This window comes from Arthrobacter sp. GmRoot5-12, from assembly GCF_059739365.1.
In genome coordinates this window covers 86,208-108,107 of the sequence record NZ_AP046056.1, presented here as the reverse complement: position 1 = coordinate 108,107, position 21,900 = coordinate 86,208, and the positions used below count along the sequence as shown (strand labels likewise).

Annotated in this window: 16 protein-coding genes; 10 read left to right on the top strand and 6 right to left on the bottom strand. The window is 67.6% G+C overall.

Annotation, left to right across the window (positions count from 1 at the left end):
* Positions 1 to 98 precede the first annotated feature (98 nt).
* Entirely contained in the window at positions 99 to 1,481 is a 1,383-nt protein-coding gene (gene lpdA, locus AC6JAM_RS00490) for a dihydrolipoyl dehydrogenase (RefSeq protein WP_018769672.1), read from the bottom strand.
* Positions 1,482 to 1,749: 268 nt separating this feature from the next.
* Positions 1,750 to 3,273 carry a leucyl aminopeptidase gene (locus AC6JAM_RS00485; protein ID WP_223994773.1) on the bottom strand — a complete coding sequence of 508 codons (1,524 nt, stop codon included), beginning with the start codon at positions 3,271 to 3,273 and terminating at the stop codon, positions 1,750 to 1,752.
* 256 nt (positions 3,274 to 3,529) lie between these two features.
* Here AC6JAM_RS00485 and AC6JAM_RS00480 point away from each other — a divergent pair, with 256 nt between their 5' ends.
* The 4 genes from AC6JAM_RS00480 to AC6JAM_RS00465 all read left to right on the top strand — a co-directional run bounded on the left by AC6JAM_RS00480 (position 3,530) and on the right by AC6JAM_RS00465 (position 8,854).
* On the top strand, positions 3,530 to 4,468 hold the full coding sequence (locus tag AC6JAM_RS00480) for a proteasome assembly chaperone family protein (protein ID WP_018769674.1): 939 nt from the start codon (positions 3,530 to 3,532) through the stop codon (positions 4,466 to 4,468).
* A 51-nt stretch (positions 4,469 to 4,519) separates the two neighbouring features.
* Positions 4,520 to 5,866 (top strand): MFS transporter, encoded by a 1,347-nt coding sequence (locus AC6JAM_RS00475; RefSeq protein ID WP_018769675.1) that lies wholly within the window; start codon positions 4,520 to 4,522, stop codon positions 5,864 to 5,866.
* Positions 5,867 to 5,973: 107 nt separating this feature from the next.
* On the top strand, positions 5,974 to 7,224 hold the full coding sequence (locus tag AC6JAM_RS00470; RefSeq protein WP_497933760.1) for a DUF4192 domain-containing protein: 1,251 nt from the start codon (positions 5,974 to 5,976) through the stop codon (positions 7,222 to 7,224).
* Between the two features lie 313 nt (positions 7,225 to 7,537).
* Complete coding sequence (locus tag AC6JAM_RS00465) at positions 7,538 to 8,854, top strand: RNA polymerase sigma factor (protein ID WP_018769677.1); 1,317 nt, start codon at positions 7,538 to 7,540, stop codon at positions 8,852 to 8,854.
* A gap of 182 nt (positions 8,855 to 9,036) precedes the next feature.
* Here the strand turns inward: AC6JAM_RS00465 and AC6JAM_RS00460 are convergent, their stop codons facing one another.
* Complete coding sequence (locus tag AC6JAM_RS00460; RefSeq protein WP_018769678.1) at positions 9,037 to 9,258, bottom strand: DUF7455 domain-containing protein; 222 nt, start codon at positions 9,256 to 9,258, stop codon at positions 9,037 to 9,039.
* A 256-nt stretch (positions 9,259 to 9,514) separates the two neighbouring features.
* Here AC6JAM_RS00460 and AC6JAM_RS00455 point away from each other — a divergent pair, with 256 nt between their 5' ends.
* Positions 9,515 to 11,623 carry a DNA gyrase/topoisomerase IV subunit B gene (locus AC6JAM_RS00455; protein WP_056389822.1) on the top strand — a complete coding sequence of 703 codons (2,109 nt, stop codon included), beginning with the start codon at positions 9,515 to 9,517 and terminating at the stop codon, positions 11,621 to 11,623.
* Positions 11,624 to 11,713: 90 nt separating this feature from the next.
* Here AC6JAM_RS00455 and AC6JAM_RS00450 read toward each other — a convergent pair whose 3' ends face one another.
* Both AC6JAM_RS00450 and AC6JAM_RS00445 read right to left on the bottom strand, forming a co-directional pair.
* Positions 11,714 to 12,706: a M56 family metallopeptidase gene (locus tag AC6JAM_RS00450; RefSeq protein ID WP_497933759.1), complete on the bottom strand. Its 993-nt coding sequence runs from the start codon at positions 12,704 to 12,706 to the stop codon at positions 11,714 to 11,716.
* Between the two features lie 6 nt (positions 12,707 to 12,712).
* A complete protein-coding gene (locus tag AC6JAM_RS00445; protein WP_018769682.1) occupies positions 12,713 to 13,096 on the bottom strand; it encodes a BlaI/MecI/CopY family transcriptional regulator in 384 nt (127 codons plus the stop codon).
* A gap of 264 nt (positions 13,097 to 13,360) precedes the next feature.
* On the opposite strand from AC6JAM_RS00445, the gene AC6JAM_RS00440 reads away from it, so the two are divergent.
* The 3 genes from AC6JAM_RS00440 to cydD are packed head-to-tail and all read left to right on the top strand — an operon-like array spanning position 13,361 to position 19,493.
* Complete coding sequence (locus AC6JAM_RS00440; RefSeq protein ID WP_018769683.1) at positions 13,361 to 14,965, top strand: cytochrome ubiquinol oxidase subunit I; 1,605 nt, start codon at positions 13,361 to 13,363, stop codon at positions 14,963 to 14,965.
* Positions 14,966 to 14,992: 27 nt separating this feature from the next.
* The gene (cydB, locus tag AC6JAM_RS00435; protein WP_018769684.1) at positions 14,993 to 16,042 is read left to right on the top strand and encodes a cytochrome d ubiquinol oxidase subunit II; all 1,050 of its coding nucleotides are present in this window, start codon (positions 14,993 to 14,995) and stop codon (positions 16,040 to 16,042) included.
* 1 nt (position 16,043) lies between these two features.
* Positions 16,044 to 19,493, top strand: coding sequence for a thiol reductant ABC exporter subunit CydD (gene cydD, locus AC6JAM_RS00430; RefSeq protein WP_497933758.1), 3,450 nt, complete (start codon positions 16,044 to 16,046; stop codon positions 19,491 to 19,493).
* 30 nt (positions 19,494 to 19,523) lie between these two features.
* Here the strand turns inward: cydD and AC6JAM_RS00425 are convergent, their stop codons facing one another.
* A complete protein-coding gene (locus AC6JAM_RS00425; RefSeq protein ID WP_018769686.1) occupies positions 19,524 to 20,042 on the bottom strand; it encodes a DinB family protein in 519 nt (172 codons plus the stop codon).
* A 67-nt stretch (positions 20,043 to 20,109) separates the two neighbouring features.
* On the opposite strand from AC6JAM_RS00425, the gene AC6JAM_RS00420 reads away from it, so the two are divergent.
* The gene (locus AC6JAM_RS00420) at positions 20,110 to 21,102 is read left to right on the top strand and encodes an ABC transporter ATP-binding protein (protein WP_497933756.1); all 993 of its coding nucleotides are present in this window, start codon (positions 20,110 to 20,112) and stop codon (positions 21,100 to 21,102) included.
* Complete coding sequence (locus tag AC6JAM_RS00415) at positions 21,092 to 21,892, top strand: ABC transporter permease subunit (protein WP_134164378.1); 801 nt, start codon at positions 21,092 to 21,094, stop codon at positions 21,890 to 21,892. The genes AC6JAM_RS00420 and AC6JAM_RS00415 overlap by 11 nt, the downstream gene beginning before the upstream one ends.
* Positions 21,893 to 21,900 lie beyond the last annotated feature (8 nt).

Below are 21,900 nucleotides of genomic sequence, written 5' to 3'. Positions count from 1 at the left end.
TTATTGATCTTTAGTGCGAATGATTGCTGCCTTGTTGGAAGCCTAGTGCACCCGGTCTGGACGACCGGGTGCACCGGGCCTGGTAATGCTGCGGAAAACTAGCCGTGCAGCGGCTTGCCGGCCAGTGCCAGGTGCGCTTCGCCGAGGGCTTCGTTCTGGGTGGGGTGGGCGTGCACCAGCTGGGCCACGTCCTCCGGGTAGGCTTCCCAGTTCACGATCAGCTGGGCCTCGCCAACCTGCTCGCCCATGCGTGCGCCGATCATGTGGACGCCCACCACGGGGCCGTCCTTCTGGCGGACCAGCTTGACCAGGCCGGAGGTACCCAGGATGGAGCTCTTGCCGTTGCCGGCCAGGTTGTATTCCTGGGTCTGCACCTGGTCTTCGCCGAACTTTTCCTTGGCAGCCTTTTCGGTGTAACCAACGGTGGCGATTTCGGGGTCGGAGTAGGTGACCTTGGGGATGTTGATGTCCTCGACCACCACGGGCTTCAGGCCGGCAATTTCCTCGGCCACGAAAATGCCCTGCTGGTAGCCGCGGTGGGCCAGCTGCACGCCGGGGACGATGTCGCCTACGGCGTAGATGTTGCCCACGCCGGTGTGCAGGCGCTCGTTGGTGATGACGAAGCCGCGGTCGATGGTGACGCCGGCCTCCTCGTAGCCCAGGTTGGCGGTGACGGGGCCGCGGCCGACGGCGACCAGCAGCAGGTCGGCTTCGAAGGTCTTGCCGTCCACCAGGGTGACCTTGACGCCGTCGTCATTCTGCTCAACGCCCTGGAAGAAGACGCCGGTGGAGAACTTGATGCCGCGCTTCTTGAAGGCGCGCTCGAAGTTCTTGACGATCGTTGCGTCCTCGTTGGGAACGAGGGAGGGCAGGCCTTCGACGATGGTGACGTCCACGCCGAACGACTTCCAGACCGAGGCGAACTCGACGCCGATGACGCCGCCGCCCAGGATGATGGCGCTCTTGGGGATGAAGTCCATGGTCAAGGCCTGGTCGGAGGTGATGACCTTGCCGCCGATTTCCAGGCCGGGAAGGGTGCGCGAGTAGGAACCGGTGGCCAGGACGATGTTCTTGCCCTTGTACGCGGTGCCGTTCACCACGACGGTGTCGGTGCCCTGCAGCTTGCCTTCACCCTCGATGACGGTGATGCCCTTGGACTTGATGAGTCCCTGCAGTCCCTTGAACTTGCCGGCGATGATGCCGTCCTTGTACGCGTTGACGGCGTTGATGTCGATGCCGTCCAGGGTGACGTTCACGCCGTACTTGGCGGAGTCACGGGCGTGGTCGGCCAGCTCTGCGGAGTGCAGCAGGGCCTTGGTGGGAATGCAGCCGTTGTGGAGGCAGGTGCCGCCCAGCTTGCCCTTCTCCACGAGGCCGACGGTGAGGCCGAGCTGTACCGCACGCAGCGCCGCAGCGTATCCGCCGCTGCCGCCACCGAGTACCAGGATGTCGAATTCTTGCGCAGTTGCCTGATCGGCCACTAAAACGCTCCCTCGCGTGAACGATGACGCGTTCTGCGCGCATCATCTGGTCTTGGAACTTGCACTGCCGTGATTATGTCAGCAGGGCAACTCTCTTGCATTTGTGACTACCGTGGTTCACCTTAGCGAACCACCTATCCATGCTCCACCTTGGCGCTGCGTTTGTGGAGCGCTTGTGTCCAGTGTCACGCGGCCCTGTGGCACAGCAATCACTGCACCGCAGGGCCGCGCGGCACGGGGCCTGGAGCCCGTGACCCAGGCAGTTTGCTCAGGCCGCGGCCAGGATGTCCTCCACGTAGGCAACCAGGGTACGGACAGTGCATCCGGTGCCCTGCTTGTGGGTGTAGCCGTAGGGGCTGCCGTTATTAAAGGACGGCCCCGCAATATCGATGTGCGCCCAGGGGATCTGTTCGCCCGCTTTGTCCTTACCCACGAATTCGCGAAGGAACACAGCAGCGGTCATCATGCCGCCGTGGCGTTCGCCAATGTTGGCCAGGTCCGCCACCTGGGAATCCAGGCTGGGGCGCAGCTCCTCCGGCAGGGGCATGGGCCAGACCAATTCGCCGGCACGGTCGGCCGCCGCCTTGAGGGCGCCCGTGACGCTTTCCGAGCCCATGACACCGGCAGTGCGGTTGCCGAGGGCGATGAGCTGCGCGCCGGTCAGCGTGGCCACGTCGATGATGGCGTCCGGGTATTCGCGGCTGGCTGCAACGATGCCGTCCGCCATGACCAGGCGGCCTTCGGCGTCGGTGTTGAGGACTTCAACCGTCTTGCCGCCGAACATGGTCAGCACATCGGCCGGGCGCGACGCGCCGCCGCCCGGCATGTTCTCCGCGATGCACAGCCAGGCGGTCGCCTTCACGGGCAGGCCCAGGCCGGCAAGGGCCAAAACAGTATTAAGTACGACGGCGGCGCCCGCCATGTCGCTCTTCATGTCGCCCATGTTCAGGGCCGGCTTGAGGGAGATGCCGCCGGTGTCGAACGTGATCCCCTTGCCGACCAGCGCAACCTTGGCGGTGGCCTTGGCGGGGGAGTACTCCACCTTAACCAGCCGCGGCTGGCGGGTGGAGCCCTTGCCCACGCCCATGATGCCGCCGAAGCCTTCCTTCTCAAGCCGCTTCTCGTCCCAGACGGTGACCTTGACGGGGAGGCCCTTGGCAAGGTCCTTGGCGGCCTCGGCGAAGGACTCCGGGTAAAGGTGGCTCGGCGGCGTGTTGACCAGTGAGCGGGTCGCGTTGACGGCTTTGGCCACCAGTCCTGCCCGCTTCAGTGCGGCGCCCAGGTCCGTGCTGCCTGCCAGTTCCGTGAAGATGACGGCATTGCGGACGGGATCCTTGAGCCCGTCCGCGGAAGACCGGAACTCGGTGAAGGCGTAGGCGCCCAGCGCGGCACCCTCGGCGACGGCCGAGACATCCTGCACCGTCGCCGTCGGGAACGCCAGGGTTACGGTGGCGAGGCCGGCCAGCTGCCGGACCGCGGATCCCGCTGCCCGGCGGAGTGCCTCACCGGTGAGCGGTGTGCCTTCCGGCACCTTACCCACTCCGGCGAGGACCAGGATGCCGGCGCCGGTTTCGGGCAGTCCCGGGAGGCGGATCAGCTGGTCCGCCGCGCCGGTAACTCCGAGTGCCTTGAGGGAGTCAGCCAGGGCCTCCGCGGACTTCGCCGTCAGCGGGTTGTCCAGCAGGACGGGCCCGTCGCTTCCCTGCCCCACCCCGATCACCACGGCATCGCTGGGGTTCCTCTTAAGGTCCCGCGAGACGGTACTAAGGTTGACTTCAGTATTCTTGACCACAGGGATGAGTCCTCAATTCTCGAAACGATCGGGCAGGGATGCATGTTGGGCGCTCTGCCATGGTGGCCCGGATCCGGCCGTTCTGGACGGTGCCCGGGTGGTTGCAAGCCCGCCTGGCAGGCCAGTTCCGATCGTAGCCGTTCCCCTGCGGAGCGACAGAATTTCCTGAGATGTGCGCCACACCGCGGCCCGGAATGCCGGGTGCCCCTGCGGCGTTATGAATGATGTCCACCCGTACCCCTGAAAGGAACACGCCGTGCTTGAACGGATTTCCGGCTCCCTGCTGGACCCCGACGCGCTCTATGCCAGCAACATCGAGCTGTTCCACAGCCCGGAGCTGCAGGGGCTGAACCTGGTCATGGGTTTCACCGGGTTCGCCGACGCCGGCCATGTGGTGAAGCAGATCAACGCCGAACTGCTGGATACCCTCGACGCCCAGCCCGTGGCGGTCTTCGATGCGGACCAGTTGATTGACTACAGGTCCCGCCGGCCGCACCTGAGTTTCGTGGAAGACCACATCCAGGACTACCAGGAGCCCCGGCTGGCCCTCTACCGACTGGTGGACGGGCTGGGGAAGCCATTCCTCCTCCTGGCCGGCTTCGAACCTGACCTGCAATGGGAACGGTTTGCCCGTGCCGTGGTGAATATCGTGGAAAAGCTGGACGTCAACCTGGTCACATGGATCCACTCCATCCCCATGCCCGTGCCGCACACCCGGCCCGTGGGCGTGACGGTACACGGGAACCGGCCTGAGCTGATCGAGGGCATCTCCGTGTGGAAGCCCACCGTTGAAGTTCCCGCCGCTGTTGGCCACATCCTGGAGCTGCGCCTCGTGGAGGCGGGCCGCAATGTTGCCGGCTACGTCATCCACGTCCCGCACTACCTCGCCGAGGCCGAGTACCCCACCGCCGCCGTCGCCGGCCTGGAATATCTTGGCGCCGCAACGTCCCTGATGCTGCCCACCGACCGGCTCCGTGAGTCCGGGCGCGAGGTCAGCCGGCAGATTGCCCAGCAGATCGAGGCGTCCGAGGAGGTCCAGCAGGTGGTCTCCCGCCTGGAGACACGCTACGACGAGAAGGCCGACGGCATCGTCCGCCGGTCGCTCCTGGCCAACGAGAACGACGAGCTTCCCGACGCCGACGACCTGGGTGCCGCCGTGGAGGCCTACCTGGCCAGGGAGAACCCGGGGCAGTAGCGGGACGTCACGGCTTCCGGGCTGCGGGCGCGCGCCGGGCATAATGAACTGGTGACTGCTCCCCGCGCCTGGCTTATCTGGACCATTGGAATTTTCGGGTACCTGGTGGCCGTGGCGCAGCGGACCTCCTTCGGCGTGGTGGGGCTCGAGGCCACGGAGCGGTTCCACGCCACGGCGTCCGCCATCTCCTTCTTCACCGTCCTGCAGCTGCTGGTGTACGCCGGGCTCCAGATCCCGGTGGGCCTGCTGGTGGACAGGTTCGGCTCGCGTGCCATGATCGCAGGCGGCGCTGTCCTGATGGGACTCGGACAGGTGCAGCTGGCCTTCGCCGAAAGCATCCCCGGGGGAGTCCTTGGCCGTGTCCTGGTGGGCGCCGGCGACGCCATGACCTTTATCTCGGTGATCAGGCTCATCCCGCTGTGGTTCTCCCCCGCCCGCGTCCCCCTGGTCACGCAGTTGACCGGCATGTCCGGCCAGTTGGGTCAGCTGTTCAGTGTCCTGCCCTTCGCGCTGGTCCTGCACCTGTCCGGCTGGACCCCCGCTTTCCTGATGCTGGCAGGAATGTCCGCACTCGCCGTCGTGCTGGTACTCCTGCTCCTGCAGGATGTCCCACCGGGGACCGAACGGCCGCACGCCCGGCAGGGGCTCAAGGCCACCGGCGCCTCACTGGCCCGTGCCTGGAGCCAGCCCGGAACCCGGCTGGGAATGTGGAGCCACTTCACCATCCAGTTCAGTGGCACCGTCTTTGCCATGACGTGGGGCTACCCGTTCCTGATCTCGGGCCAGGGCCTGGACGCAGCCACCGTCGCAGCGCTGATGGCCCTGTACGTTGCCGCAGCCATGGCAGTGGGCCCGTTCATCGGGCGCTTCGTTTCGCGCCATCCACTGCGCCGTTCCACCATGGTGCTGCTGATCGCCGGCGCCACCGCCACGGCATGGGCCGCGGTGCTGCTGCTGCCCGGGCGCGCTCCGCTGTGGCTGCTGGCAGGCCTGGTGGTGGTGCTCGCAATCGGCGGCCCCGGTTCCATGATCGGCTTCGACTTCGCGCGGACCTTCAACCCCGCGCACCGGATCGGCACTGCCACCGGCATTGTCAACGTTGGTGGCTTCATCGCTGCCCTGGTCTCCATCTTCCTGATTGGCCTTGTGCTCGACGTCCTGAACGCCACCGGGTTTTCACAGGGGGTGCTCTACGGCCTGGCACCCTTCCGGCTGGCTTTGAGCGTCCAGTTCCTGCTCCTGGGCATCGGTGCCGCAGCCATCCTGGCCTCCCGCCGGAAGGTCCGCCGGCAAATGGCCGCCCAGGGCATCGTGGTTCCGCCACTGCGCAGCGCCATCGCCCGGCAGCGCCGTGAAAGCCTGGCCCGCCGCCGCCAGCCGACGCCCACGGACGACTGAGCCACTCCCGTTCGCGGGTTCCCCGCACTCTTCCTCCACGGCACCGGTTACCCACATAGCCGGACTGGCCACTGCCCGCGCCCCCGCCGGCGGCGAATGCTGGAGCTATGACAGGTTCAGAACGATTAATAGTGCGCGGCCCGGAAGACATCCTTGGCTTCATTCCGCATTCGCTCGGGTACTGGCCAGCTGCCAGCCTGGTGGCCATGACGCTGCACGGCACCACGCTCGGAGCCACACTCCGGCTTGACCTTCCGGGTCCGGCGAACCAGGCCGACCCCGCCGCGTTTGCCCGTGCCGTCCGGCGCTACCTTGAATCAGACCAGGACGCTGACGGCTCTTTGCTGGCTGTCTTCACCAGCGACGCCGGAATGGGACCGCCATCCGCCTACGACCTCCTGGTCGACACGGTGCGACGTGCGCTGGACCAGGCCGGGATGCCTGTCCGCGATGCCTGGTTGGTGGGCGATGAGTACTGGCGGGACGCCCTGTGCAGCGACGCCTCCTGCTGCCCGCTTCCGGGACGTCCCGTGCAGGAGATCAGGGACAGCATGCTGAATACGGAGATGGTGTACCGGGGCAGCAGCATTGGACCCGCGCCACGAGCGGGGAGCCAGCCGGAAGCCCCGGTCCCCGCCATGCACCAGGCGGCCGTCCTTGAGGCACAGGCCGGCTGGGAGGACGAGCTCGGCGGGCAGTCCCGCAGCAGGGCACAGTTCAACGCGGTGCTTGACTTCTGGGAGTTGCTGCTGGAGCGGAGCCATGACGGGCAGTGGATTCCGGACGTTGAACGGGACGCCTTCCTGCGCGCCACGCTGCTCGTTCCCACCTGGCGCGACGCCCTGCTCGTGATGGCTGCGGCGGGACGGGCCGCCGCGGAGGCAGGCGCAGAACAGTTCGGCGTCCTTTCCGAGGACGGGGGCGACGTTTCCGCAGTGGCGCTGCCGTTGCTGCCTCCGCCGGGATTCGCCGGCCGGCAGCAGCGCCGGGCGGGCGGTGCCGCTTCCGGCGCTGTTCCTGCCGGCTATGGCGAGGTCCTCATGGGCCTGGCGCCGGCCGCGCCGGACTGGGCCGGACTGGACGCGCTGGACCGGATTCTGGGGCACCTGGCAGTGTTGGGCGGACACCCGGCCGCCGCAGCGCTCACGCTCCGAGGATGGGTGGCCTGGTCCCGGGGACGCGGCTCCTACGCGGCTGCCCACTTGGGCCGGGCGCTTGAGCTTGAACCGGAGTACCGGCTTGCCGAGCTCCTGCTGGATATCGTGGGCAGGGGGACGCTTTGTGGCTGGGCCGCCCGGAAGGAGGCGGCCTGGCAAAAGTTCCCGAAGGATCCTGCTGGGGAGAAGGAGACGCTGTGAGCCGGACCCGGGCGTCGTGAAGCCGGCCGGACATGCCCCGGCCGGGCCGGGCCCGCCGGGGCAACCGTAACGGATGGCGGCAGGGGAGGTTGGATCCGGGCAAATCGTGAGACAATGGATGCCGAGACCCGGTTGGGTCCGTGTATCGAGTGCTTGTAAGCGTCCCCGCAAGGGAACATTACAGCCACTCCGGGAGTTGTCTTAAGTGACTCTGCCGGCCGTGGTGGTGCTTGGTTTCCACCACGGACTTGACAGGGTCATAGTGGTGTTGCCCGTATGGTGATTCCACAGACCACCGCTAGAAAGGTTTTCTGTGACCCCGTCTTCCACGAAGAAGGATTCCGCCGCCCAGGATGTCTTGTCCCCTGAGGAGAAGCAGGCCGCGACCAATGCCAAGCGGGCAGCTACGCGGGCAGCCAACAAGGCTTCGGCCGGCGAGGCTGCAGGCGACAGCAAGCGCGAGCCCAAGAAGCGTGGGCCCAAGCCCGGCGCCAAGGCCGCAGCCGAGGCTGCGGGAAAGTCCGCCGCCGGTGACGTTGACCCGGACGAGGTCGAAGACGTCGAGGAAGACCTCGACGACATCGTCCTCGAAGGTCCGGACGCAGCAGAGGACGTCGACGCCGACCCCGTCAAGGGTGCCGCCGGCAGCGGCAAGGGCTTCGTCTACTCCGATGCAGACGACGATGACGCGCCCGTGCAGCAGGTTATGTCTGCCGGCGCCACGGCCGACCCCGTCAAGGACTACCTGAAGCAGATCGGTAAGGTGGCGCTGCTCAATGCGGAGCAGGAAGTCGACCTTGCGCTGCGGATCGAGGCCGGGCTGTTCGCCGAGGAAAAGATCGCCGCGGACGACGGCTCCATGGATCCGAAGTACAAGCGTGAACTCGAATTCATCATCCACGACGGCAAGCGCGCCAAGAACCACCTGCTGGAAGCCAACCTCCGCCTGGTGGTCTCGCTTGCCAAGCGCTACACCGGCCGCGGCATGCTGTTCCTGGACCTGATCCAGGAAGGCAACCTTGGCCTGATCCGCGCCGTGGAGAAGTTCGACTACACCAAGGGCTTCAAGTTCTCCACCTACGCCACCTGGTGGATCCGCCAGGCCATCACCCGCGCCATGGCCGACCAGGCCCGCACCATCCGTATCCCGGTGCACATGGTCGAGGTCATCAACAAGCTGGCACGTGTACAGCGCCAGATGCTGCAGGACCTGGGCCGCGAACCCACGCCCGAAGAACTGGCACTGGAACTGGACATGACGCCGGAAAAGGTGGTCGAGGTCCAGAAGTACGGCCGCGAGCCGATTTCGCTGCACACCCCCCTGGGTGAGGACGGCGATTCCGAATTCGGCGACCTGATCGAGGACTCGGAAGCCGTTGTTCCGGCTGACGCCGTGAGCTTCACCCTCCTGCAGGAACAGCTGCACTCCGTCCTGGACACCCTTTCCGAACGCGAGGCCGGCGTGGTTGCCATGCGCTTTGGCCTGACTGACGGACAGCCGAAGACTTTAGACGAAATCGGAAAGGTCTACGGCGTCACCCGCGAGCGGATCCGCCAGATCGAGTCGAAGACCATGTCCAAGCTCCGGCACCCCTCCCGGTCGCAGGTGCTGCGGGACTACCTGGACTAACCTCTTCCGCACGACAAAACAGGGGCCGTTCGGGAACCCACTGCACGGTGGGTTCCGGAACGGCCCCTGTTTGCTTACGAGCTCCCTCCGTGCGGCTAAAGGCCTGCGGGGCCCGTTAAACGCCTGCGGGGCCTTTCTGTAGTGGAAAGGCCCCGCAGGGTTCGTTGTTACCGATGCCTCATCTAGTCGATTTCCACGGCAGCTTTCTCGTGAAGCTTTCCCGTCTCGTCGTGCCAGCCGGAGCTCAACGGCTTGAGCGTCGCCTCCACTGCACGGGCGTGGTGGCCGCAGAACAACAGCTCACCGCCGGAGGACTCGAGTACAACCCGGACATATGCCTGAGCTCCGCAACGGTCGCACCGGTCGAGTGCGTTTAGTGTGCGGTCTGCCACTGCTGTTGTCATGTCGGCCTCCTTAGTAGATCAGTACATCTATATAACCAGTATTCGTATCCGATCCATCGCAAGGATGGGGCAAGTTCGCTGTCCGCGTATCCGCAAGGTTAGGTCAAGAATTGCCCAGTTCCGCGGATCACGGAGGCTGGTGGCGCGGCGCACAAGGCGCTGCGGGTGTGGCAGACGGCTGTCGCCGCTGCCGCCGACTACCCTAGAAGGTGCGGTCCCAGCGCCGCTTCCACGTCCCTGAAGGAGTTCATCACCAGTGGCACCAAGCTCTGAGTACACCGCCCGGCACCTTTCCGTACTGGAGGGCCTCGAAGCCGTCCGCAAGCGTCCGGGCATGTACATCGGCTCAACGGACTCGCGCGGCCTCATGCACTGCCTCTGGGAGATCATCGACAACTCCGTGGATGAGGCGCTTGCCGGGTTCGGCCACGACATCCGCATCATCCTCCACGCGGACAACTCCGTGGAGATCCACGACGACGGCCGCGGCATCCCCATCGACAAGGAACCCAAGACGGGGCTCACCGGCGTCGAAGTGGTGTTCACCAAGCTGCACGCCGGCGGCAAGTTCGGCGGCGGCTCCTATACCGCCTCCGGCGGCCTGCACGGCGTTGGAGCGTCAGTGGTCAACGCCCTCTCGTCGCGCCTGGACGTCGAGGTGGACCGCGGCGGCAAGACCTACCGGATGTCCTTCCGGCGCGGCGAGCCCGGACGCTTCAAGGACACCGGGTCCCGCCCGGACCCCGCAGCGCCGTTCACTCCGTTCGTCGATGACTCGGTACTGGACATTGTGGGCAAGGCCAAGCGCGGAGTCACCGGGACCCGGATCCGCTACTGGGCGGACCGGCAGATCTTTACCCCGGATGCCAAGTTCTCCTACGAGGACCTTGCTGCCCGCGCACGCCAGACCTCCTTCCTGGTGCCCGGCCTCAAGCTCACCGTGCGGGATGAGCGCAAGCTCCCCGGAACCCCGGGGGAAGCCGGCCCGCACGAGGAGGTCTTCCACCACGACGGCGGCATCTCCGAATTCGCCGAGTTCCTGGCCGCGGACCCTGCCGTGACCGACGTGTGGCGGCTGCATGGATCAGGGAAGTTCAAGGAGACCGTCCCGGTCCTTGACGAACGGGGGCACAGCCAGCTGGCCGAGGTCGAACGTGACTGCGAAGTGGACGTTGCACTGCGCTGGGGCATCGGCTACGACAGCACCGTGCGAAGCTTCGTCAACATCATCGCCACCCCCAAGGGCGGCACGCACCAGTCAGGGTTTGAGCAGGCGCTGGTCAAGACTTTCCGGAAAGCCGTGGAAACCAATGCCCGCAAACTCAAGGCCGGCAACGACAAGATCGAAAAGGACGACATCTTCGCCGGCTTGACCGCGGTCCTGACCGTACGGCTCGCCGAACCACAGTTCGAGGGCCAAACCAAGGAGATCCTGGGCACCAGCGCCGTGCGCGCCATCGTGGCCCGGGTGGTGGAGCGGGAGATCTCCGCCAAACTGTCCTCCAGCAACCGGAACGACAAGGCCCAGTCGGCCCTGCTGCTGGAAAAAATCGTCAACGAGATGAAGTCCCGCATCTCGGCCCGCGTGCACAAGGAGACCCAACGGCGCAAGAACGCGCTGGAAACGTCCTCGATGCCCACCAAGCTCGCTGACTGCCGGACGGACGACGTCGAACGTTCCGAACTGTTCATCGTGGAAGGCGACTCCGCGCTGGGCACCGCCAAGCTGGCCCGGTCCTCCGACTTCCAGGCCCTGCTGCCCATCCGCGGCAAGATCCTCAACGTGCAGAAGGCGTCGGTGGGGGACATGCTCTCCAATGCCGAATGTGCAGCGCTCATCCAGGTGGTGGGCGCGGGGTCCGGCCGCAGCTTCGACATCAATGCGGCCCGGTACGGCAAGGTGATCCTCATGACTGACGCCGACGTTGACGGCGCCCACATCCGGACCCTGCTGCTGACCCTGTTCTTCCGCTACATGCGGCCCATGATCGTGGAGGGAAGGGTGTTTGCCGCGGTTCCGCCGCTGCACCGGGTGGAGGTCATCAACGCCGGCCAGAAGGCCAACGAGATGATCTACACCTACTCCGAGGCCGAACTGCACGTCCTGCTGGCCCGCCTGGCCAAGGAGGGCAAGCGGTACAAGGAGCCGATCCAGCGGTACAAGGGCCTTGGGGAGATGGACGCCGAGCAGCTGGCGGAGACCACTATGGACCCGCGGCACCGCACCCTGCGCAAGGTGGGGATCGAAAACGCGCAGCAGGCAGAGGAGATCTTCGACCTGCTGATGGGCTCCGACGTCTCCCCGCGCAAGGACTTCATCATCGCCGGCGCGTCCAGCCTGGACCGGGAGCGCATTGACGCCTGACCGGGCGCAGGGTCGCCGGGCGCTGGGATGGGTTCGGCGATCCCGGGGCTTTGACAAGCCCACCCGCCGGGTTGAAGCGCGACGGCGGCGTCAGCCCAGCAGCCCCGGAACCACCAGCAGTGCCGTGGGCAGCGCCAGCAGCAGGACGGACCCGGCCAACACGGCGCTGCGGACGGCCGCAGGAAGCTGGGGCTGGGGGGTCAGGAGGCGGCTGACCCGGGAGGCCGCGGTCCTGACCGCGTCCGAGCCCGGTCCGCCCGACGCCGACTCCAGCCCGGACAGGGCCAACGAGGGCGAGGACGGGCGGATGTCGCCGGCGCCCGCGTTTCCGGTCGACCCGCTGGCAACGATGGCTATCGCCTTGATGAGGGTGGCCTTGCTCTCCGTCCGCAGTGCGACGTCGTCGGCCAGCATCTCGATCAGGGAGTTGACCGATTCCTGTGCAAGCCGGGTGGTGGGCAGCCACGGGAGGGCCTGCCGCCAGGCGGCAAAGGCCCAGAGCAGCAGGTGGTGCCGCTGGCTGAGGTGCGCGTTCTCGTGAATCAGGACGGCCCGCAGCTCGTCCGGTTCGAGGGCGGCCATCAGGCCGTCCGACAGCACGGTCACGGAGCGGGCGCCCCCCGGGAGGCAGTACGCGACGGGGGAGTCGTGGCTGATCACCAGCGTCCCGGCATCCTGGGCCGATGGGGAGGCCAACAGTGCGAGCAGTTCACGGTGCCGGCGCCGCTGCCGCTGGATCTTGTAGTACGTCAGCAGCAGCGTGAACACCAGGTGGGCCGTCAGCAGGGCAGCAGTGGACAGTGCGAAGATATGCCAAAAGCCCAACGCCGTGGTGGGGGCATTGAACAGCACCATTCCCGCCAGCGCGCGAAGCCCTGCGATGAGGTTGTCACCGATTGGTTCCAGGCCATAGACCAGCATGGCGCCGATCATGGAGAGTCCACCCGCGAGCGCGATCGCCTGCCACAGCAGCATGGCCGTGAACGCCGACCTTGCCGGCCATTGGGCCCGTGACAGGAGAATTGGCACCGGCCAGGCCAGGATTATCGCCAGGACCGCCAGCAGGTATGAGGCCCAGAACATGGTGTGCTAGAGGTGGCCCAGCAGTTTACGCAGCGTCTCGGCTTCACCTTCGGAAACGGACCCGATGAAGCGGGCCAGGACGGCCTCGCGGTCCGGGGCTGATCCGAGGACCTCATGCATGAGTTCGGCGGTGTGGTCCGCCCGGCTGGACACGGCCTGGTACCGGTGCGGGCGGGTTCCGCGTTCGCGTTCCACCAGCCCCTTCTTTTCCAGGCGGGAGAGTACGGTGAGCACCGTGGTGACGGCCAGTTCCTTGCCTTCGTGGCCCGGTCCGCCCTGCGCCGCGGACGTGCGCGCCAGCTGGTCCCTCAGGGTATTGGCCGTAGCCGCTTCCTGGCCCGCCCAGAGCAGGTCCATGACTGCCCGTTCCAGTTCACCAAGACTAGCCATTTCACTTTTCCTTTTGTTTCCCCGCACCGCGCATTCTAAGGCGCCCGGTGACGTCGCGCGGTTGTTCAACTACATAACCAAATCTACCCCGAAAACCGCCCGGGTTCTACATCGGGTAGAACATGTGGCGCGCCGGCCCCTGCCGCGCCATGCTAGGGGAGGGCGATTGGTTTTTCGCCCGCCACTGCCAATGTTCTACACTTTGTAGAAGTTACAGTTCTACAAAGCGTAGAAAACTACATTGGCTAAACAGTAGGGACTGCCATGGACGCCTTGGAAATCGCACGCTGGCAATTCGGCATCACCACCGTCTACCACTTCATGATGGTGCCGCTGACCATTGGCCTGGGCCTGGTGGTGGCCGTCATCCAGACCGCCTGGTACCGCACCGGCAAACCCGAGTACCTGCGCATGACCAAGTTCTGGGGAAAGCTGTTCCTCATCAACTTCATCATGGGCGTGGCCACCGGAATCGTGCAGGAATTCCAGTTCGGCATGGCCTGGAGCGAGTACAGCCGGTTCGTGGGTGACGTCTTCGGAGCCCCGCTGGCCCTCGAGGCCCTCCTTGCCTTCTTCGTCGAGTCCACCTTCCTGGGACTGTGGATCTTTGGCTGGAAGCAGCTAAAGCCCGCCATCCACCTTGCCTGCCTCTGGGTGGCCGTTATTGGATCGGCCCTCTCCGCCTACTTCATCATCGTGGCCAACAGCTGGATGCAGCACCCGGTAGGGGTGGAAATGATCAACGGCCGGCCCGTCATGACCGACGCGTGGGCCGTCTTCACCAACAACACCGCGCTCGTGGCCGTCCCGCACACCCTGTTCGGCGCCCTGGCCGTGGCCGGCGGCTTCCTCCTGGGCATCGCCTGGTACCACCTGTGGCGGAGGCGGCACGACGGCGTTGACACGGTGGGTGCCGACGGCAAGGTCATCCCCGGTGAAGACGTCCGCATCCCCGGCCGTGACCGTACAGACCACAGCGTATGGATCCGGTCCCTGCGGATCGGCGCCGTGGTGGCCATGATCTCCTTCGCCGGCACCGCGGTCACCGGCGACCTGCAGGGCAAGCTGATGTTCCAGCAGCAGCCCATGAAGATGGCCGCCGCGGAGGCGGCCTGCCACGACGGCACCGGTTTCTCCGTCCTGAGCGTCGGAAACGTGGGGTCCAGGAACTGCGACGACGTCGTGGCCGTCATCGAGGTTCCGGGCATCCTGTCCTTCCTTGCCAAGGGCGACTTCACCACCGAGGTCAAGGGCGTCAACAGCCTGCTGCCCGAGTACAAGGCGAACTACGGGACCAACCTGCCGGACAACCCCATCTACGGTGAGCGGGCCGGCCAGGAAATCGAATACGTGCCCGTCATGGAAGTCACCTACTGGGGATTCCGGATGATGATCGGATTTGGCGGACTCGCCGCCCTGGCAGCATTGGTGGCGCTGTGGCTCACCCGCAAGGGGACCGTGCCGGAGTCGCACTGGATGATGCGGCTGGCAGTCTTTGGCATCCTGGCCCCCTTCGGCGCCAATGCCGCCGGCTGGATCTTCACCGAGATGGGCCGCCAGCCGTTCGTCGTGGCGCCCAACCCGGATCCCAGCGGCATCGACCAGGTGTTCATGTTTACCGCCGCCGCCGTATCGCCGGGTGTCTCCGCAGGGGAACTGATCGCCTCGCTGGTGGCCCTGACGGCCGTCTACGCAGTCCTGCTGGTGGTGGAGGTGAAGCTGCTGGTCAAGTACATCCGCGGCGGCGTGGTCTCCGCAATGCCCGAACTGGTCCACGCGCCGGTGGACGAGAACGAGGACGCCACCCCAGGACCCGGCGGCCCCGGGGACGCGAAACACGCAGACGACGTCCTGGCCTTCGCCTACTAGCCCGAAACCAAGCAGAGGAAACAAACAATGGAACTGCTTCCCACCATGTGGTTCATCGCCATCGCGGTGCTGTGGACCGGCTACCTCTTCCTGGAGGGCTTCGACCTGGGCGTGGGGATGCTGATGAAGCTCTTCGCCCGCGACAACACCGAGCGCAGGGTGCTGCTGAACACCATCGGACCTGTCTGGGACGGCAATGAGGTGTGGCTGCTGACCGCAGGCGGCGCCACTTTCGCAGCCTTCCCGCTCTGGTACGCGTCGCTGTTCTCCGCGCTCTATCTCCCGCTGCTGGTTGTCCTGCTGGCACTGATCTTCCGGGCGGTGGCGTTCGAATACCGCGGCAAGGTGGACACGGACAGCTGGCGGAACCGGTGGGACTGGGCCATCGCGCTGGGTTCCTTCTTTGCCGCCTTCGGCGTGGGCGCCGCACTGGCCCTCACCACCACCGGCCTTCCGCTGAACGCCAACGGCGACCGCGAAGGCGGCCCCATGGCCTGGTTCAGCGGCTACGCCCTGCTGGGCGGTATCGCCGTGGTGGGGTTCGCGCTGCTCCACGCGCTGGCGTTCCTCGCCCTCAAGACCGACGGGGAGGTACGGCACCGCGCCCGCCAGTGGTTCGTTCGGCTCCTGCCGGCACTGCTCCTGCCCATCGCGGCGTGGGCCCTCGCCATCCAGTTCATGGACGGCAAACCCTGGACCTGGGCCGCCGTCGTCCTGGCCGTTGCTGCGGCCGTTACTGCCTGGCTGCTGGCCCGGAAGGGCTCCGAAGGCCGGTCCTTCCTGGCCCTGGGCGCCTTCCTGGTGCTGGGCACGGCGTCCATTTTCGGGGCCGTGTTCCCGGTGGTGCTGCCCTCCACGCTGGACAGCGCGTTTGACCTCACCATCTCCAACGCCTCCTCCTCGGACTACACCCTGGGACTGATGAGCATTGTGGCAGCCTTTGGCCTTCCCCTGGTGATCGCCTACCAGGCCTGGACCTACTGGGTCTTCCGCCGCCGCGTCAGCGCCGCCCACATCCCGGAAGCCCACAGCTTCCTCCCGGCGGTGGCCGCCAGGGCGTTCACCACCAAGGGCTGACGTGCGGCCAACCTTTCCCGCCGGTCCGGCCACCCGGTCAGCAATCTACTGGCTGGGCGTCCTGGCCGCGCTCAAGGCGCTTTCCCTGGTGCTGATCGGCCAGGCCGTGGCCTCCGTCCTGGCCGGACTCGTGGCCGGAAACCCGGACTGGGCAACCCAGCTCGCCGCCGGGCTCGCCGGCGTCGTCCTCCGCTCCCTGAGCGTCTGGGGCCAGGCCGTCGCGGGCCGCCGGGCGGCGCTGGGGGTCAAGGAAGAACTCCGGGCAGAACTGCTGGGGCGTGCCCTGCGCACGGGCGTCCGGTCCTCCGGGCCGGGTGACGGCGGCCTGGCGGTGCTGGCCACCCGCGGCCTGGACGCCCTGGACAGCTACTACACCCAGTTCCTTCCCGCGCTGGTCAACTGCGCCGCCGTGCCGCTGCTGCTGGGGGCACGGATCCTCTTCGCGGACTGGGTGAGCGCGCTGGTCATTGTGCTCACGGTGCCCCTGATCCCGCTGTTCATGGTGCTGATCGGCCGGTACACCGAGGACAGCGTCCGCCAGGCCCAGTCGTCGCTGGCCCGGTTGTCCGCACACATGCTGGAGCTCGCCAAGGGCCTGCCGGTCCTGGTGGGACTGGGCAGGGCAACCGCCCAGCGCAAGGCCCTCGAAGAAATCTCCGAAGAGTACCGCTCCCGCACCATGGGCACCCTGCGGACCGCGTTCCTGTCCGCCCTGGCCCTGGAACTCATCGCCACCATCTCAGTCGCCGTGGTGGCGGTCTTCATCGGCGTCCGGCTGGTCCACGGCGACATGCCGCTGGAGGCCGGCCTGCTGGCGCTGCTCCTGGCACCGGACTGCTACCTTCCGCTGCGGGAACTGGGCACCGCCCACCACGCCAGCGACGACGGCCGGGTGGCACTCGCGGAAACAGCCGCCGTGACCGGCGCGGCCGAAGCGATACCCCTGCCGGCGGCCAGGGCCGGCAGGCCCGGTGCCCCACTCGAGGTCACCGGACTCACGGTGACCTACGCCGGCCGGTCCGGAGCCGCCGTCGGCCCCCTCACCTTCACCGCCCCCCAGGATCGGATCACCGCCCTGGACGGACCCAGCGGTGCCGGCAAGAGCACTGTCCTGGGCGTACTGGCGGGAACCATCGGCGCCGGTGACGGGACGGGCATCACCGGATCCATCAGCGGCCTGGACCGCAGTTCCGTAGCCTGGGTGCCGCAGCATCCCGTCATGGTGGCCGGAACCGTGCTGGAGGAGGTGCTGCTGTACCTCTCGCCGGACCCCACCCATGGCCCCGACCGCTTTACCGGCGAAGAGACTGCCCGCCGCTGCCTGGAGAGGGCCGGAGCCGCCCACCTGGCAGCGAAGCACCAGGCGGAGCTGAGCCCGGGCGAGCTGCGCCGCGTGGCACTGGCCCGCGGACTGGCCAGGATCGAGGCCGGTGCCACCCTCCTGCTGCTGGACGAGCCCACGGCACACCTGGACGACGCCTCCGCACTCATTGTGGAGGAGGCCATCCGGCGGCTCCGCGGCCAGGCCACCGTGATCCTGGTGGCCCACAACCAGCGCACCCGCCGGCTCGCAGACCTGCTGGTGCCCGTCGTGCCGACGGTCCGGGCTGCCGCAGCACCGCACCACGGCGGCGGCGCAACCGGCATCCTGCCCGGCCCCGGGAGAAGCGGCTCCACCCAACCCGGCTCTGCCGACGCCGCTTCCTCCGGCAATGTCAGCGCACGCGTTGACGACGCGGCGGAAGCGGGCACCAGCGGGTCCGTCAGCCCAAGCGTTCGCGCTGCCCCAGGCGCGGCCCGCCTCCTGGCGGCCCTCCTGGCGCCGGTGCGGGGCAGGTTCGCCGCCGCTGCTGTCGTGGGCACCCTGGCGGCCGTCTTCGCCGTCGCGCTTTCCGGCCTTTCCGGCTGGCTCATCATCCGGGCCAGCGAGCAGCCGCCCATTCTCTACCTGCTGACGGCGATCGTCGGCGTCCGGTTCTTCGGCATCGGCCGGGCCGTTTTCCGCTACTGGGAGCGGCTGCTGCTGCATGATGCCGTCTTCGCCGCGCTCACCCGCCTGCGCGGCCGGCTCTGGGAATCTCTGAGCCGCAGGGCGCTGTCGCTGCGCCGGCTCCTGCAGGGCGGCAACGTGCTGGGGACGGTCATCGACGATGTGGACACGGTCCGCGACCTCCTTCCACGCGTGGTCCTGCCACCCCTCACCGCGCTCGCGGTTTCCGTCCTGGCCGTGGCTGCCACCGGCGTGCTGGTGCCGGCGGCCCTTCCCGCAGTGGCCGGCGCGGCCATCAGCGGCCTGCTGCTGGCACCCGCGGCCGCCCTGTGGGGAGACCGCAAATCCGCCAACGCCGAGCAGTCCTTGCGCTCCGGGGTCCTGCGCCGCGTGACGGCAGCCCTGGACGCCAGGGCGGAACTGCACGCAAACGGCGTGGCAGCCCATGTGCTTGAGGCGCTGCTGGCGGAGGACCGCGACGCCACGCGCGCATCCCAGCGCTCAGCCTGGGCCGACGGGCTGGGACACGCTGTTGCCACCGCCGCCTGCGGCACCGCCGCACTGGCCGCCGCATGGCTGGCGGCTCCCGGGGTCCTTGCGGCCCAGGTTGCCCCGGCCACGGCAGCCGTGGTGGTCCTCCTGCTGCTGGCACTGGTGGAACCCTACGCAGCGATGACGACGGCGGTCCGCCAGTTCCCCGCGCTCCGTGCCGTGATGCGCCGGGTGGGGGTGTCGGGCGCCCTTGACGGCCGCCTCGACGTGTCTGCTGGGCTGCAGTCCGTTCCCGGCCGCGCCGGCGGCACTCCGGGCCTTGAACTGGTGGACCTGGCCGCGGCCTGGCCCGGAGACGTCCCGGTCTTCTCCGGCGTGTTCGCGGTGGCAGGTCCCGGGCGCTGGCTGGCGGTCACCGGACCATCGGGGTCGGGAAAGTCCACCCTGCTCTCGGTGCTGCTTGGCTTCCTGCCGCCGGCCGCGGGACGGGCGCTGGTCACCGGCCGGGCGGCGTGGTGTCCGCAGGAGGCACACCTGTTCGACTCCACCATCCGCGGCAACCTCATGCTGGGCCGGCCGTCCGGGAACGGTGCACCAACCCTGGCGGACGACGAGCTGGAGTCTGTCCTGGCCGCCGTCGGACTTGCCGGCCTGGTGGCCCGGCTGCCGGCGGGCCTGGACACCCGGATCGGTCCCGGCGGTGCCTTCCTGAGCGGCGGCGAGCGCCAGCGGCTGGCCGTGGCGCGGACCCTGCTGACCGGTGCGGAGGTGATCCTGCTGGATGAGCCCACTGCCCACCTGGACGCCGAATCGGCGGCAGCCATGCTGGCGGACCTTCGCACGGGACTCCGGGACCGCACCGTGGTGCTGGTTACCCACAATCCCGCTGACATCAAGGCCGGCGACGCCAGGCTGGATCTTTCGGCCTTCGCCGGACAACCCCGGGAATCGTTGGCCGCTTCCCACTAGGGCAGGACGGTCCCCGGCGTGCCTGCGCCTTTAGCCGCTGACGTCGTGAAGGTGGTGGACGACGTCGTGCAGGAAGTACTGGGACAACGTGAGGACGGTGAACTGCGAGCCGTTGCTGCGCAGCCCCTTGCGTCCCCAGTCGTCCTCATGGACTCCGGCGAAGGACTCGGCGGCCTGGTGTCCTTCCGCCGCCAGTTCGCGGCCCACCTCGGCCGGATCGGCGTTGGCGTAGTCCTTCTCGATGGCGGTCCGGTCCTGGTCCCAATCCTCGAAGCGGGCGTCATCCTCTGCCAGCATCAGGTTCAGCCGCTGGTCGAACAGCGCGAAAACGTCCCGCACATGGCACGCGTACTCCAGCGCGGACCAGGTGTGGTCATCGGGGCGCTGCGCCGCGTCCGGCCGGCGCAGGACGGCGAGCCACCGGGGGATCAGGCTTTCGATGCTTCCCGGTACCGTTGCCGGGGTGGCGCTGGAAGCGTCGAAATGGCATTCCGGGCAGGGGCGGGACAGGACCCAGGTCCAGTCCTTTTCATCAGGAACGATAGGCATGGGAGCAGTCTAAGCGGTGGGCCGAAAGACTCTGGGACCCGTGCAGCGCCCAGCATAGCCTTGCCGCATGAGCCCGGAAGAGCGCGGGGGTGCGGAAAGCGGTGCGGAAAGCGGCGCCGAAAGCATGGTGCGGCTGGCGGGCCTGACCAAGCGGTTCGGCCGCAACACTGCGCTCGACGGCGTGACACTCACCATTGGGCCGGGCGAGGTGTTCGGCTACCTGGGCCCCAACGGGGCAGGCAAGACCACCACCATCCGGCTCCTGATGGGGCTGCTGCGGCCCACGTCCGGTACAGCGTCGGTGCTGGGACTGGACGCCTGGCGGCAGTCCCGGGACGTCCACCGCCTGGTGGGCTACGTGCCAGGTGAGCCGGCGCTTTACGACCGCCTCACCGGCAGCCAGCACGTGGCCTACTGCGCCCACCTCCGGCACCGGGACGACGGCAAACGGGCGGCCGAGGTGGCGGCCCGGCTGGAGCTGGACCTGGGCCGGCCCGCACGCACGTTGTCCCGCGGCAACCGCCAGAAGCTCGCCGTGGTCCTGGCGGTGATGTCGCGGCCGCGGCTGCTGGTGCTGGACGAGCCAACCAGCGGAATCGACCCGCTGGTGCAGCAGGTTTTCCATTCCATCCTGCGTGAACATACTGCCGAGGGCGGCTCCGCCTTGTTTTCCTCCCACGTGCTGGGCGAGGTGGAGCGCGTGGCAGACCGCATCGGGGTGGTGCGCCAGGGACAGCTGGTGGCGGTGGAGCGGCTGCAGGACCTCGCCGCACGTTCACTGCACCGGGTCCGGGCCCACTTCGCGGCGGAGGTGTCCGCGGCGGAGTTCGCCGGCGTGCCCGGCGTGCGGGACCTGCTGGCGGATGGGACCACGTTGAGCTGCAATGCGCCGCAGGCGGCCCTGGATGCGCTGCTGAAGCTGGTCAGCGCCCGGGAGGTGGTGGACTTCGAATGCTCTGAAGCGCCGCTGGAAGAGACGTTCCTGAGCTACTACGGAATGGACGGACCCGGCAGCGCCAGCCTCGCCGGCGCGGGAACGGCGGCGCGCCATGCTGGCTAACGTCCTGCTGAAGACGCTCCGGGACCAGGGCAGGCTGCTGGTGGCGTGGGCCGTCTCCCTGGCACTCATCGTGGCAACGTACGCGGCCGTTTGGCCCGCGGTGAAGTCACAGCCCTCCATCAGCAGCTTCATCGAGCAGATGCCGGAGGCGTTCCGCTCGCTTTTCGCCACCTCCAGCGCCGACATGTCCACTCCCACCGGATACATCCAGGTGGAGCTGCTGTCCTTCATGGGGCCGATTGCGGTGCTGATCTATGCCATCAGTTCCGGCGCGGGCGCCATCGGCGGGGAAGAGGACCGGCACACGATGGACCTGCTGCTTTCCAACCCCGTGGGGCGGGGCCGGGTGGTGGTGGACAAGTTCCTGGCCATGGTGCTGGGCACCTTCCTGCTGGCCGCCGTGCTGGGAATATCGCTGGTGCTGGAGGGCAGCATGGTGGACCTGGTCCTTCCGGCCGGCAAGGTGGCTGCCGCCATGCTGCATTTAGCGCTGCTGGGCGTCGTTTTCGGTACCCTTGCCCTTGCCCTTTCAGCAGGGACCGGACGGACCGGCCTCAGCCGCGGTGTTCCGGCCGTGCTGGCCGTCCTCGCCTACATCGTCAACGCCCTCGCGCCGCTGGTGGATGCCTTCGACCGCATCCAGAAGGTGTCGCCGTTCTTCCAGTACGTTGCCCATGACCCCCTGCGGCAGGGCGTGGCCTGGGACAGCGTGCTGGTGTCCGCTGCCACCGTTGCCGTGCTGCTGGGGCTTGCCGTCGCCGGCTTCCGGCGCAGGGACATAGCGGGCTGAGCGCCGGA

Coding starts and splice junctions, on each gene's coding strand:
- AC6JAM_RS00470 (WP_497933760.1), top strand. CDS start 5,974: ATGACAGGTTCAGAACGATTAATAGTGCGCGGCCCGGAAGACATCCTT.
- AC6JAM_RS00450 (WP_497933759.1), bottom strand. CDS start 12,706: ATGTTCTGGGCCTCATACCTGCTGGCGGTCCTGGCGATAATCCTGGCC.
- AC6JAM_RS00420 (WP_497933756.1), top strand. CDS start 20,110: ATGAGCCCGGAAGAGCGCGGGGGTGCGGAAAGCGGTGCGGAAAGCGGC.
- AC6JAM_RS00445 (WP_018769682.1), bottom strand. CDS start 13,096: ATGGCTAGTCTTGGTGAACTGGAACGGGCAGTCATGGACCTGCTCTGG.
- AC6JAM_RS00440 (WP_018769683.1), top strand. CDS start 13,361: ATGGACGCCTTGGAAATCGCACGCTGGCAATTCGGCATCACCACCGTC.
- cydB (WP_018769684.1), top strand. CDS start 14,993: ATGGAACTGCTTCCCACCATGTGGTTCATCGCCATCGCGGTGCTGTGG.
- AC6JAM_RS00425 (WP_018769686.1), bottom strand. CDS start 20,042: ATGCCTATCGTTCCTGATGAAAAGGACTGGACCTGGGTCCTGTCCCGC.
- AC6JAM_RS00415 (WP_134164378.1), top strand. CDS start 21,092: ATGCTGGCTAACGTCCTGCTGAAGACGCTCCGGGACCAGGGCAGGCTG.
- AC6JAM_RS00460 (WP_018769678.1), bottom strand. CDS start 9,258: ATGACAACAGCAGTGGCAGACCGCACACTAAACGCACTCGACCGGTGC.